Annotated in this window: 13 protein-coding genes; 7 read left to right on the top strand and 6 right to left on the bottom strand. The window is 42.6% G+C overall.

Annotated elements, in window-relative coordinates:
* Positions 1-239 precede the first annotated feature (239 nt).
* Positions 240-1709: a membrane-bound lytic murein transglycosylase MltF gene (mltF, locus tag L1266_RS05250; protein ID WP_235377037.1), complete on the top strand. Its 1470-nt coding sequence runs from the start codon at positions 240-242 to the stop codon at positions 1707-1709.
* A gap of 102 nt (positions 1710-1811) precedes the next feature.
* Positions 1812-1982, top strand: a complete 171-nt coding sequence (locus tag L1266_RS05245) for a hypothetical protein (RefSeq protein ID WP_165385080.1) — start codon at positions 1812-1814, stop codon at positions 1980-1982.
* Here L1266_RS05245 and tadA read toward each other — a convergent pair whose 3' ends face one another.
* Positions 1983-2480, bottom strand: a complete 498-nt coding sequence (gene tadA, locus L1266_RS05240) for a tRNA adenosine(34) deaminase TadA (protein ID WP_235377036.1) — start codon at positions 2478-2480, stop codon at positions 1983-1985. It lies immediately after the preceding gene.
* Positions 2481-2660: 180 nt separating this feature from the next.
* On the opposite strand from tadA, the gene L1266_RS05235 reads away from it, so the two are divergent.
* A complete protein-coding gene (locus L1266_RS05235) occupies positions 2661-3965 on the top strand; it encodes an inosine/guanosine kinase (protein WP_054560976.1) in 1305 nt (434 codons plus the stop codon).
* A 6-nt stretch (positions 3966-3971) separates the two neighbouring features.
* Here L1266_RS05235 and glsB read toward each other — a convergent pair whose 3' ends face one another.
* The 5 genes from glsB to ftsY form a co-directional block, all read right to left on the bottom strand.
* The gene (gene glsB / locus L1266_RS05230) at positions 3972-4892 is read right to left on the bottom strand and encodes a glutaminase B (RefSeq protein WP_235377035.1); all 921 of its coding nucleotides are present in this window, start codon (positions 4890-4892) and stop codon (positions 3972-3974) included.
* A gap of 80 nt (positions 4893-4972) precedes the next feature.
* Positions 4973-5836 carry an RNA polymerase sigma factor RpoH gene (gene rpoH / locus L1266_RS05225; protein ID WP_054551048.1) on the bottom strand — a complete coding sequence of 288 codons (864 nt, stop codon included), beginning with the start codon at positions 5834-5836 and terminating at the stop codon, positions 4973-4975.
* A 272-nt stretch (positions 5837-6108) separates the two neighbouring features.
* Positions 6109-7095, bottom strand: coding sequence for a permease-like cell division protein FtsX (gene ftsX, locus L1266_RS05220; protein ID WP_054551047.1), 987 nt, complete (start codon positions 7093-7095; stop codon positions 6109-6111).
* Positions 7092-7769: a cell division ATP-binding protein FtsE gene (gene ftsE / locus L1266_RS05215; protein WP_235377034.1), complete on the bottom strand. Its 678-nt coding sequence runs from the start codon at positions 7767-7769 to the stop codon at positions 7092-7094. The genes ftsX and ftsE overlap by 4 nt, the downstream gene beginning before the upstream one ends.
* A gap of 53 nt (positions 7770-7822) precedes the next feature.
* Positions 7823-9964: a signal recognition particle-docking protein FtsY gene (gene ftsY / locus L1266_RS05210; protein ID WP_235377133.1), complete on the bottom strand. Its 2142-nt coding sequence runs from the start codon at positions 9962-9964 to the stop codon at positions 7823-7825.
* A gap of 209 nt (positions 9965-10173) precedes the next feature.
* Between ftsY and rsmD the strand changes: the two genes are divergently transcribed.
* The 4 genes from rsmD to dnaG all read left to right on the top strand — a co-directional run bounded on the left by rsmD (position 10174) and on the right by dnaG (position 13508).
* The gene (gene rsmD / locus L1266_RS05205; protein WP_235377033.1) at positions 10174-10791 is read left to right on the top strand and encodes a 16S rRNA (guanine(966)-N(2))-methyltransferase RsmD; all 618 of its coding nucleotides are present in this window, start codon (positions 10174-10176) and stop codon (positions 10789-10791) included.
* A 145-nt stretch (positions 10792-10936) separates the two neighbouring features.
* A complete protein-coding gene (gene rpsU / locus L1266_RS05200) occupies positions 10937-11152 on the top strand; it encodes a 30S ribosomal protein S21 (protein WP_002957797.1) in 216 nt (71 codons plus the stop codon).
* A 21-nt stretch (positions 11153-11173) separates the two neighbouring features.
* Positions 11174-11620, top strand: a complete 447-nt coding sequence (locus L1266_RS05195; protein WP_054551044.1) for a GatB/YqeY domain-containing protein — start codon at positions 11174-11176, stop codon at positions 11618-11620.
* 136 nt (positions 11621-11756) lie between these two features.
* Positions 11757-13508 (top strand): DNA primase, encoded by a 1752-nt coding sequence (gene dnaG / locus L1266_RS05190; protein ID WP_235377032.1) that lies wholly within the window; start codon positions 11757-11759, stop codon positions 13506-13508.
* Positions 13509-13612 lie beyond the last annotated feature (104 nt).

The following is a 13612-nucleotide window of genomic DNA, read 5'->3' as shown; positions in this document are numbered from 1 at the left end:
TTAACTCAAAATTACGCTTTTATTTAAATAATCTTCATAACCGCTTTTAAGGTTGCAACAATTAACTAGCTTAGTCGTCTTTATTTCTCTGCAGGTTCTTGTTCTGTATGACTTATCTACCAGCTGCCTTGTTATAGTTATTAATTTTTAAATAGATCTATAACACTATTCGCCAAGTGACGTGGCTTAGAAGTTTTGTTATAACACTAAGGTAATGGTTTAAGGGGCATTTATAATTTATGCAAAAATTACTCGCTATTTTTAGTTTAGTGCTCATGTTATGTGCGTGCGATATGCAACAGCAACCGTCGCAACTTGCTCATATCAAGGCGCAGAACAAAATTAGAGTCGGCACATTAGCTGGCGCGAGTAATTACTATCAGGCTCCACAAGGTGTGCAAGGCTTTGAATATGAGTTAGCCCAAGAATTTGCTGACTATGTTGGTGTTGAGCTTGAAATGGTGCCTTTTTTTAATCTATCCGATATGTTCGCACGCTTAGAAAGTGGCGATTTAGATATTATAGCGTCAGGTCTTACCTATAATACGATTCGGGCTGAGCATTACCGCTTCGGCCCAACCTATCGCACAATAAGCCAAAAATTAGTTTATAAACAAGGCCGTAATAGACCCCGTGAATTTGCGGATTTAACCGGCAATCTGACTGTTCTCGCCAAAAGCAGTCACTCGTTGGCACTACAACAATTAAAACAACTTAATCCAGAACTTAGCTGGAACGAAACAGAAGATATGGATGAAGAAGAGCTTCTGCAAGCTGTTATCGACGGTGAAATTGATTACACCCTAGCAGACTCGCACACCTTATCGCTGTTTCGCCGCTACCACCCAAACTTGAGTATAGGTTTCTCGGTTACCCGTAATGATCCTATCGCTTGGTTACTAAGAAAAGATGGTGATGACTCTTTATATGCCCTCATGGTGCCATTTTTTGGCGACGTCAAACAAAGCAACCAGCTTTATGTGTTAGAAGAAAAATACTTCGGCCATGTTCGCCAGTTTAATTATGTGAACACACTTGCTTATATCGAAGCCATAAAAGACACCTTACCCAAATATCAACCTTGGTTTGAGCAATACGCAGGTAACATAGACTGGCGATTACTGGCAGCTTTGAGTTATCAAGAATCGATGTGGAACCCAAGGGCTAAGTCACCAACTGGTGTTCGCGGTATTATGATGCTAACCCAAGCAACGGCAAAACAGGTCGGCGTAACAAATCGCCTAGAGCCTGAGCAAAATATTAAAGGCGGTGCGCAGTATCTTGCCAAAGTAATTTCTTGGATCCCTGAACGCATTCCGCAGCCCGACAGAACTTGGTTTGCCTTAGCCTCTTACAATGTTGGCTGGGGACACGTCAACGACGCACGCATTATTACCGAGCAAGAAGGTGCAAGCCCCGATAAGTGGGCTGATGTTAAAAAGCGCTTACCGCTTTTAATTAAAAAGCGTTACTATCGAAAAACCAAATATGGTTATGCCCGTGGCGATGTTGCAGTAAAATACGTTGATAATATTCGTCGCTATTACGACGCACTGGTTTGGCTTGATGAAAATGATGCGATTGCTAACCCTAGTGAAGAAGAGCAAAGCACTGAAGAAGCTAACCCTGAAGCGCAATCGAGCGAACCAAAGCCAAATGACAACACGCAACAAACCGACTCAGAGCAGCAAGAATTAGAAAACAACTAACCTCAAGCACCGAAATCTGTTTACTTGTCATCAAATGATCATTATCTTTTAGTAGAAATGGAACGGACCATGCCATGCTTTACTCTCACTTAAGGAGCACTCATGTTAAAAAGAAGACGCACGACACATAAGTTCAAGCGTAATGTTATTTACTCAACGGCGACCCGCCGTCGTATCATGCTACGTAATACACACAAAAAAGTTATTTGGCGTCGCCGCTTATTTGCGATGCAGTTAATGGAAGCACAAGTTCCTGCAACGCCGGTTGTATAACTAGGCGTTGCGAGCAGCCAGCTTTGCCGCCTTTTTCTCTTCTCTACGACGCTTAAAAAACGCTGAAATTACCGCCCCACACTGCTCACTCATAACATCACCGGTTACTTCAACTTGATGATTAAGCCTAGGCTCTTGCAGCAGATTCATAATTGATCCTGCCGATCCCGTTTTGGCATCTTTAGCACCAAATACCAATCGCTTAATACGGCTATGTACCAACAGACCTGCGCACATAGAACAAGGTTCTAACGTAACATACAAGGTGCAATCGATTAATCGGTAGTTATTAAGTATTTTACCTGCTTCGCGGATTGCCATCATTTCAGCATGAGCGGATGGGTCGTTATCGATAATTGAGCGGTTATAACCATAAGATATCAGTTGATTATCTTTTACCAGCACAGCACCAACCGGAATTTCATTAATCGCAGCCGCTTCATTGGAGTAGTTTAATGCTTTTTCCATCCAATATTGGTCGCTAAATTGTTCGCTCATATATCACACAAATCTTGTAAAACTGTGAGTAATTATACCTAGTTAGTGAAAAATGTCGGCATTAAATACTGCTACACTTAAAAATTAACGCAAAATTTAGTGGCTTTTTCATGGCTCAATGGACCCATATTGCGCTATAATCTCGCGCTTTTTTTATTTAGCTTACAACACGGGTAGCAAATGAAATTTCCTGGACGCCGCAGGCATAAACATTATTTTCCGGTGGAAGCCAAAGATCCACTGACGAATCAACTTAACTCAACCGACCGACTACAACGTAGTTATATTACGGGTATCGACCAAATTGTGGTCGATATTGAAGCGAAAGTTGATCAAGCTTTCCTAGATGAATTTCAATTGCGCCGTGGCATGTCGCAAGTGATCGATAACGATATTACCAACGCACTATACGACAGACTAAAACTCGACAATATGATCGATTATGAGTTTGCCGGTGGTACGGTAGGTAACACCATGCACAACTACTCTACCCTAGCTGACGACCGTTCAGTGTTGTTAGGGGTAATGAGTGAAAATATCAAAATCGGCAGCTATGCATACCGTTTTTTATGTAACACCTCTAGCCGCGTTGACCTTGACTACCTTCAGCCTGTAGATGGCCCTATTGGTCGTTGTTTTACCTTAATTGACGAGACCGGTGAGCGTACCTTCGCAATCAGCGCGGGGCTTATGAATCACCTTCGCCCTGAATCAATCGATCAGGCACTTATTGAGAATTCATCAGCACTAGTGATCAGCGCATACCTAATGCGTACTCAAGGTGATGAAACCATGACAGAAGCGACCATGCAGGCAGTGAAATATGCCAATGATGCAGGTGTCCCTGTGGTTTTAACCCTTGGTACTAAGTTTCTAATTGAACAAGATCCTGCTTGGTGGGCTGACTTTGTAAAAGAGCATGTTGATATTCTTGCTATGAACGAAGAGGAAGGCCTTGCGATTACCGGCTTTGAAGATCCGCTTCTGGCAGCCGACAAAGCGCTAGATTGGACTGATTTAGTTATTTGTACGGCTGGCGAAAAAGGCTTGTTTATGGCCGGTTACGTAGACGACTCATTCAAGCGTGAAACAGAATACCCGTTATTACCAGGCGCGATTGCTGACTTTAACCGTTATGAATTTTCGCGCGCAATGCGTAAAGACGACTGCCAAAACCCTATTCGTGCGTACAGCCATACAGCACCGTTTATGGGCGGCCCAGATAGTATTAAAAATACCAATGGCGCAGGCGATTGTGCTCTGGCTGCGGTACTGCATGACCTATCAGCAAACGTTTACCACAAACTTAATGTGGCAAACTCAGCGAAGCATCAGCAGCCTGCTATGACCTACTCATCGCTTGCACAAATTAGTAAATACGCTAACCGTGCAAGTTATGAAGTACTTGTTCAGCACTCGCCACGTTTATCTCGAGGCTTACCTGAACGTGAAGATTGTTTAGAGCAAGTTTACTGGGATCAGTAACAGCAACTAAAAAATCGAAATATCCAGTTTCTGGGATAAACGCTCAAGAGCCGCTATCCCAGCCACTGAGTTACCATACGAGTTAAGTCTAGGCGCCCACACAGCCACAGTAAATTGATTTGGTAACACAGCTAAAATAGTACCCGATACCCCTGACTTACCCGGCATACCAACACGGTAGCCAAAATCCCCAGCTGCATCGTATAAACCACTGGTAAACAGTAACGAGTTTAACTGCTTATTTTGCCTTGCACTGAGTACTTCATGGCCATTGGCATCTTTACCTTGGTTTGCTAAGTAATTGTAAGCTTTTGCTAATTCTACGCAGTTTAGCTCTATGGCACAGAAGTTAAAGTAAGCCCATAACACATCATCAACTTCATTATTAAAGTTGCCGAATGACTTCATTAGATGCCCCATCGCGGCGTTGCGATGACGAAACTCATATTCAGAATTTGCCACTTTCTTATCAATAACAACCTGAGCATTTCCTGATAACTGACGAAATGACTCAAGCATAGAGTGCATCGGCGCAGATAAACGGCTATATAACGCGTCACAGGTGACAATCGCGCCGGCATTAATAAATGGGTTGCGTGGTATGCCCTGTTCAAACTCAAGCTGTGTAAGTGAGTTAAAAGCGGTGCCTGATGGCTCTTTACCGACTCGCTGCCAAAGCTCATCACCATAACGCTGAAGTGCTAAGGTTAAGGTCATTACTTTAGAAACAGATTGAATCGTAAAACGCGCACCACAATCACCCGCACAATAGGTTTGCCCATTCACTGTATGAATAGCAATAGCGAACTGGTTTGGCTCAACTTCTGCAAGCGCAGGAATATAATCAGCAACCTTACCTTGGCTCAGTAATGGTTGAACTTCTTTTGTGATTTCATCTAATACATGTTGATAATCAATCTGTGACATACCGCGTCCTTTAAAACAAAAAGCCCCGCATTTGCGAGGCTTTGTAGTCTACTAAAGATGGTTTGCTATAGCGATTGCTATTAGCTCATAGCTGATTGCAGTTTTTTCATCGCTGTTTTTTCTAGCTGACGAACACGCTCTGCTGAAACGTTATATTTCTCAGCAAGCTCTTGTAATGTTGCTTTATCGTCAGCTAACCAACGTGCACTTACGATGTCTTGAGAACGTTCATCAAGGGTTTTTAACGCGCTGAATAAACGTGCATGAGACTGTTCTTGCCATTGCTGCTCTTCGATATCATCAGCAAGGTCAGCACTGCCATCTGTTAAATACTGTACTGGCGAGTATGTGCTTGTTGGTGCGTCGTCATTGTCGTCGCCCGTTAAGTCAAAGCCCATATCTTGGCCACTCATACGTGATTCCATCTCACGTACTTCTTTTTCACTTACACCTAGCTCATTAGCAACAGTGCTAACCTCAGCTTGGTTAAACCAACCTAAACGCTTTTTGTTTTTGCGTAGGTTGAAGAATAATTTACGTTGCGCTTTAGTTGTTGCAACTTTCACGATACGCCAGTTTTTAAGTACGTATTCATGAATTTCGGCTTTGATCCAGTGTACTGCGAATGAAACTAAGCGAACACCTACACTTGGGTCGAAACGTTTTACCGCTTTCATCAGACCAATGTTACCTTCCTGAATTAAATCAGCTTGCGGTAAGCCATAACCTGAATAGCTTTTCGCAATATGAGCAACAAAGCGTAGATGCGACATAATGAGTTGCTTCGCAGCTTCAAGATCACCTTCTTCCTGAAGACGTGTCGCCAACTGCTTTTCTTTCTCTGCATCAAGCATAGGAATAGTGCTAACCGCTTGAAGGTAGCCGTCCATACTTGCGCTCTGTTGACCTGCAGTAAGTGCCATTGCGTATAAATCTTTACTCATTTTTCACCTCAGTGATAAACATTTGAAACCATCTTAGCACTCTTTAAGCGAGAGTGCTAACTTCAATTAAAAACTTTTTTAAAATTCAAATCAAGTGGTTTTTTTAAGATAATTTTATTTTACTTTAAGGCGCTGAATAAGCGATGAATTCTAGCTTTTAAAGGTATTTTGAAAGATATATAGCCCACCATTCAAAATCTAAACAAACAGCATAAAGGCTTAATATGACAAATTAACGACAAGCAAAAGCGCTAAAATAATAGCGCTGATAGCTACACTTTATCGGGTTCAATTTCTTTTATATAGCGGTTAACTGATAGGTAAGAACCAACAAATCCTAACCCTGTTGCAAGAGCGACTAAAATGCCAAACTCTGTGAGTGTTAAACCAATTAAGTCAAAGCTGGTTTCATAAACACCCGCAACATCACTTACAGCAGCACCAAGCCACCACATCATTAATGCAACACAAATAAAAGAGAACAAACCGCCAATAATACCGTACCAAATCCCTGTCCATAAAAATGGCGCATGAATAAAGGTGTTTGTCGCCCCAACTAACTTCATCACCTGAATTTCATCTTTCTTATCCATGATTGATAAGCGGATAGTATTACCAATGATCAGGGTGACGGAGGTTAATAATAGTAGAGCAATGGTGATCACGCTTTCTTTTAATAAACTTAAAAGTGCATTTAATCGCTCAAGCCAAGCAATATCGAGTTTACCAAAATCCACTTCTCTTTCGCCTTCAAGCTTTTGCAGTAATTGTTTTGCTGTATTTGGCTGACGGTATCGTGCTGTCGGCGTGACGATAACAACATCAGGTAACGGGTTCGCATCTAAATATTCAAGTGCTTGGCCAAATCCTGATACTTGTTTAAATTCAGTGAGAGCATCGCCCTTTGATATAAACTCTACTTTATCTACTTCAGGGTAGAGTGCTAAACGCTTAACCAAGGTTTGCGTTTGCTGTTCGCTCATTGTTTCTTTTACGAACAACGAAATCTCTGCTGCATCTTCAAAACCACTGCTCACTTGCGAGACATTTTTAACCACTAAATAAAGCGTCGCTGGCAGTGTTAAGCTTAATCCTAATACGGCAATGGTCATCAATGAAGCAAGAGGTGTTCGCCACATTTCACCTAAGCTATGCACACCTTGGCGAATAAGATTAATAAAGAAGAAATAAGGCGCTGCTAAAAATGACTTTTTCTGACGTTCGTTTTGGCTGTTGCGGCTTTTAAACAATAAACTCATAATGCCCCCTCAGCTAACGGATCGCCAATCATACGACCATCTTTCAGTGTTAGACTGCGATAACGCATACGCGCAATTAAGCCAATATCATGGGTTGCAATCAGCACGGTTGTACCATGATTATTAAAGTCTTCGAATAAACGTAATATGTCCATTGAAAGTTCAGGGTCTAAGTTACCAGTTGGCTCATCGGCTAATAGGATTGGCGGAGAATTGACAATAGCGCGAGCAATACCAACACGCTGCTGCTCACCACCTGATAAGGTTGCAGGATTACACTTCGCTTTATCAAGTAACCCGACTTTATCAAGCGCACCATGAACACGCTTAGCTATTTGCTTGTGGTGCGTACCTTCAATAATTAAAGGTAAAGCAACATTATCAAACACTGAGTAACGTTCTAGTAAGCGGTGATTCTGAAAGATGATACCAATATCGCGGCGCACGTAAGGGATCTGACGTGATTTAACAGCATTTAAATCAACACCATTAATAAGCACCTGCCCTGCCGATGGACGCTCCATCAAACTAATAAGCTTCAATAGGGTACTTTTACCAGCGCCACTGTGCCCAGTTAAAAAGGCCAGTTCGCCAGGCTTAATATGAAAGCTGACTTTTTCAAGGGCACGATGGCCACCTGGGTATGTTTTACTGACTTGCTGAAAATTTATCATTTTAGTTATCAATCATCTTGCAGCGAAAAAGGGAGCAAACTCCCTTTAGTTAATTATGCGTCATCCTCGTCTTGGCTAAATAGTGCATCAATAAAGTCACTACTATTAAAGGTACGTAAATCATCAATACCTTCACCAACACCAATGTAACGAATTGGGATATTAAATTTATCTGCAACGGCGAAAATCACACCACCTTTAGCGGTACCATCTAGTTTAGATAAAGTAATGCCCGTTAAACCAACACATTCATTAAATAATTTAACTTGGCTAATTGCGTTTTGACCTGTACCTGCATCAATAGTTAGCATAACTTCATGCGGCGCATCTGGGTCAATTTTCTTCATTACACGGGCAATTTTCTCAAGCTCTTGCATTAGGTTATCTTTATTTTGCAAGCGACCTGCTGTATCAGCGATTAACACATCAACATTACGGGCTTTTGCCGCCTGAAATGCATCAAAAACCACTGACGCACTGTCTGCACCTGTATGCTGGGCAATCACAGGAATGCTATTACGCTCACCCCATACTTGCAGCTGCTCAACCGCTGCAGCACGGAATGTATCACCCGCAGCAAGCATCACTGACTTACCTTCGTTTTGGAACTGCTTCGCTAATTTACCAATCGTGGTAGTTTTACCTACCCCATTTACACCCACCATTAAGATAACAAATGGCTTTTTGTCACCACTTACAACCAGCGGCTGCTCAGCGGTTTTAAGCATACTTGCCATTTCTTGCTTCATTAACTCGTATAAAGCATCGCCATCTTTTAACTGCTTACGATCAGCGGCATCGGTTAGGTTATCAATCAACTTCATGGTTGTATCAACACCTAAATCGGCTGTTAGTAATTGTGTTTCTAGTTCTTCAAATAACTCATCGTCAATTTTCTTACCACTAAAAATAGACGCAAAGCCAGAACCAATATTAACGCGAGTTTTTAATAAACCTTTTTTAAGGCGTGCGAAGAAACCTTCTTTCTTAGGTTTTTCAGCAGCAGCTTGAGCAGCTTTCTCTTGCTCTAGGCGCTCTGCCTCCGCTTTCTCTGCCGCAATACGTTCTTGTTCTAAACGCTCCGCCTCTGCTTTTTCTGCCGCGATACGTTCTTGTTCTAGGCGCTCCGCCTCCGCTTTCTCTGCCGCAATACGTTCTTGCTCTAAACGCTCCGCTTCCGCTTTCTCTGCCGCGATACGCTCTTGTTCTAAACGCTCAGCTTCTGCTTTTTCTGCAGCGATACGTTCTTGTTCTAAGCGCTCCGCCTCTGCCTTTTCTGCAGCAATGCGCTCCTGCTCTAAACGTTCCGCTTCCGCTTTCTCTGCCGCGATACGCTCTTGCTCTAAGCACTCCGCCTCTGCCTTTTCTGCAGCAATACGTTCTTGTTCTAAACGCTCAGCTTCCGCCTTTTCTGCTGCGATACGTTCTTGCTCTAAACGATCCGCTTCTGCCTTTTCTGCCGCGATACGTTCTTGTTCTAAACGCTCCGCCTCTGCCTTTTCTGCTGCAATGCGTTCTTGCTCTAAACGCTCAGCTTCCGCCTTTTCTGCTGCGATACGTTCTTGCTCTATACGTTCAGCTTCTTCCTTTTCTGCTGCAATGCGTTCTTGCTCTAAACGCTCCGCTTCCGCCTTTTCTGCCGAAATACGCTCTTGCTCTAGGCGCTCCGCTTCCGCCTTTTCTGCAGCAGCTTGCTCTGCTTCACGCTGCGCCTGTTCTGCGGCAGCACGTTCTTGCTCTAATTTCATTGCTGCTTCTTGCTCAGCAAGTCGAGCTTGTTGTTCTTGACGTTGCTGCTCTGCCGCTTGCTGCTCTTGAGCTAAACGCTCAGCTTCTGCTTTTTCTGCCGCAATGCGTTCTTGCTCTAGACGCTCCGCCTCTGCCTTTTCTGCAGCGATACGCTCTTGCTCTAAACGCTCCGCTTCTGCACTTTCAGCAGCGATACGCTCTTGCTCTAAACGTTCAGCCTCTGCTTGTTCAGCAGCAATGCGTTCTTGCTCTAAACGTTCAGCCTCTGCTTGTTCAGCAGCAATACGTTCTTGTTCTAAACGTTCAGCTTCTGCCTTTTCGGCTTCAATTCGCTGTTGTTCTTCTATTTGCTTCTGGTTATCAGCCTCTTTTGCTGCTTGCTCTGCTTGTTGCTTATCTGATTTGCCAAAACCAAACCAAGACAGGAATTTACTTTTTTTTGCCATACTTGCTAATAACCACTTATAAAAATCTGATAAACTTACATGAATAATAGTTTGGTGACAGTTCAGCTTTTTAGCCAAACATAAACAGGTACCATCTATCGCTAAGGTCGCAATACTATCACTTTTAGCGCAGTAGAAAAATGACACGCTAGCTATTGCATACAATATTATCTGAGCTAGGGGTCAGTTACCAATGATTAGTGAGTTAAATGAGAAAAAAATCAACAGCTAACCGCCAAGCAAAAGCAGCGAACAATAAATCAGCAAATGGTTTTATTCGTATTATTAGTGGGCAATTTCGCGGTAGAAAATTACCAGTAAAAGATGTGCAAGGCTTGCGTCCAACCACAGACCGTATAAAAGAAACAGTATTTAACTGGCTCATGCAAGATACCCGAGGCGCAGCGGTACTCGACTGCTTTGCCGGTTCTGGCGGCTTAGGGTTTGAAGCTTTATCGCGCTTTGCTGATCATGCTGTGTTTTTCGAACTAGATAAAAGTGCCGCTAGCCAGCTAAAAGAAAACATTAACATGCTTAAATTGGATAATGCCGTCGTAAAACAAGGCAATAGCCTTTCATTATTAGAACAAAACACGCAAAACGAGCAATTTGATCTAATTTTTGTTGACCCGCCATTTCGACAAAACTTGGCTGAAAAAAGTTGTTTTTTACTCGAAAAAAATAACTGGTTATCTGCCCAAGCACTTATATATGTTGAGGTCGAAAGCGAACTAAGCGACCTAAGCTCACCGGATAACTGGATGCTTTTAAAAGAAAAAACTGCCGGACAAGTAATTTGTCGGCTATATCAACGCCAGACAAATTAACACTGTTTTGCAAACCTAGTTTCTGTTAATATTATTCTTTACATGTGGTGTTGCTTCGGATTACAATACCGCACCATTTTTGAACCACTTGGTCGTTATTCGATCAACTTGAGCAACGCTCATTATTTAGGTAGGTGAATTTTTAATGCCAGTAATTAAAGTAAGAGAGAACGAACCGTTTGACGTAGCACTTCGTCGCTTCAAGCGTTCATGTGAAAAAGCAGGTATCCTTTCAGAAGTTCGTCGTCGCGAGCACTATGAAAAACCAACAGCTGAGCGTAAGCGTAAAAAAGCTGCTGCAGTAAAGCGTCACATGAAGAAGCTTTCTCGCGATAACGCACGTCGCGTTAAATTATATTAATCAGTATTTGGTCTTGTATAAATGAGCCTTTTATTAACGCTAAAAGATGCGCAAAAAGATGCGATGAAGGCAAAAGACAAAGAACGTCTTAAGCCTATCCGCATGGTACTTGCTGCAATCAAGCAACGTGAGATTGACGAGCAAATTACGCTTGACGACGACGGTATTACCGCTGTTTTAGTAAAGCTTGTTAAGCAACGTCGCGATTCTTACACCCAGTACATTGATGCGGGTCGTGAAGATTTAGCTGAAATTGAAGCCAGTGAGATTAAAGCACTTGAAGAATTCTTACCTCAACAATTGAGTGAAGAAGAAATCATTGCTCTTATTGACTCGGCTATAGCTGATACAAACGCAGCGGGTATGCAAGACATGGGTAAGGTAATGGGAGTTATCAAAAGCAAAGCTGAAGGTCGTGCCGATTTAGGTAAGATTTCTGGCTTAATTAAGCAACGATTAACTGCCTAACCCCCACATACAGATGTATGATTCAAGCAAACCGAGCCTAGTGCTCGGTTTCTTGCTTTTAGTCTTTCATAAACACAGTAATTGTGTTCAAATCTTATTTTACAACGCATAGATAGCGCAGGAAAAAACAACAGCTATGGCCGGAAAGATCCCTCGACAGTTTATTGATGATTTACTCGCACGCACAGATATTGTTGAGTTAATTGATTCGAGAGTTGGCCTAAAAAAAGCAGGTAAAGACTACCAAGCCTGTTGCCCATTTCACAACGAAAAGTCACCCTCTTTTACCGTTTCTCAAGATAAACAGTTTTACCACTGCTTTGGTTGTGGTGCCAATGGCAATGCAATTTCGTTTGTCATGGAATACGACAAATTAGAGTTCGTTGACGCCATTGAAGAATTAGCGAGTATGCTCAATTTAGACGTACCTCGCGAACAAGGCACAAGCTCAGGCCCGCAACGCACCGCAGAACAAAAGCGCTCTGATTACGATTTAATGTTACATGCTGCTCGCTTTTACCAACATCAATTAAAGCATCATGCCAACTCGAAAACGGTTATCGACTATATCAAGGGTCGTGGTTTAAGCGGTGAAACAGCGAAAAAATTCATGATTGGTTATGCGCCAAGTGAATGGGAAGCGCTATGCCAGCAACTTGGCCGCAATAAAGAACAAAAAGAGCAGCTTGTAGAACTAAAGCTAGCCTCTGAAAAATCGCCTGGTCGTCAATTTGACTTCTTCCGTGATCGACTCATGTTTCCTATTCGCGATAAACGCGGTCGGGTGATTGCATTTGGTGGCCGTGTTATGCAAGCGGATCAAGGTCCTAAGTACCTTAATTCACCAGAAACCCGTATTTTCCATAAAGGCTTTGAGCTTTATGGTTTATACGAAGCCAAGCAAGCTCACAAAAAGCTCGACCATATTTTAATTGTTGAAGGCTACATGGATGTCGTTGCTTTAGCTGAGCAAGGCATCGAATATGCCGTCGCCGCCCTTGGCACAGCAACCACTGCAGAGCATATGCACACTTTATTTAGAACCACGGATAAAGTGATTTGCTGCTACGACGGTGACCGTGCTGGCCGCGATGCAGCTTGGCGAGCGCTTGAGAATGCACTGCCTTATCTTGGTGATGGTAAGTCGTTGAAGTTTGTGTTTTTACCAGATGGTGAAGACCCTGATTCACTGGTACAAAAGGAAGGTAAAGACGCTTTCGAAGCTAGGTTAAGCGAAGCGGATGATTTTACTAAGGTGCTGTTTAATAAGCTCAGCCAAGAGATAGACCTGACACAAGACGCAGGTAAAGCAAAGCTCCTTAGTGATGCCCTACCACTAATTGAAAAAATCCCGAGTGATTTTTACCAAGAGAATATTTTGGAACATCTTGGCCGCTTAATTGGTCGAACAAGAGAGCAATTAAATAATCGTGTTAAGTCACCAAAGCAACAGCATGCGATTGAGCGTAAATTTAAAATAACGCCGATGCGCCAAGCGATTGGTATTTTATTGCAACACCCAAGTTTGGCGACCAGCATTGCTTATATGCCGGAGTTAGCTGAGATGAAAATAGCCGGTATTGAGCTATTTTTACGCATTCAGCACTTAGCACTAGAACGTGAAGGTATCACCACCGCACAAATTTTAGAGTCATTTAGGGATGGCGCTGAATATGACGCGCTGGTGAAATTAGCCACTTGGCAGCATCAAATAAATGACGATCGTTTAGAGACGGTTTTTAAAAATACTTTTAAATTTATTGAAGACCAGTGTTTAAATTATCGACTAGAGACCCTATTAATAAAAGACAAGACCCAAGGCTTAAGCAGCGAAGAAAGGCTGGAATGCCACTTACTAACGCAAGCGTTAAAAGGCAGCAACAGCTAGTCAGAATTGAATAATGCTGTTATACTGTGCTATTCACTGCGTCTAGTTAGTTTTCGTGTCGCTTAATTAGTAAGCGAGCTGGCGCCTGTTGTATCAACTTTCAG

This window comes from Pseudoalteromonas sp. Cn5-37, assembly GCF_021532495.1.
Lineage (GTDB): Bacteria > Pseudomonadota > Gammaproteobacteria > Enterobacterales > Alteromonadaceae > Pseudoalteromonas > Pseudoalteromonas simplex.
Note: the sequence above shows the minus strand (reverse complement) of the source record. Positions and strands in the feature narration are given on the sequence as shown.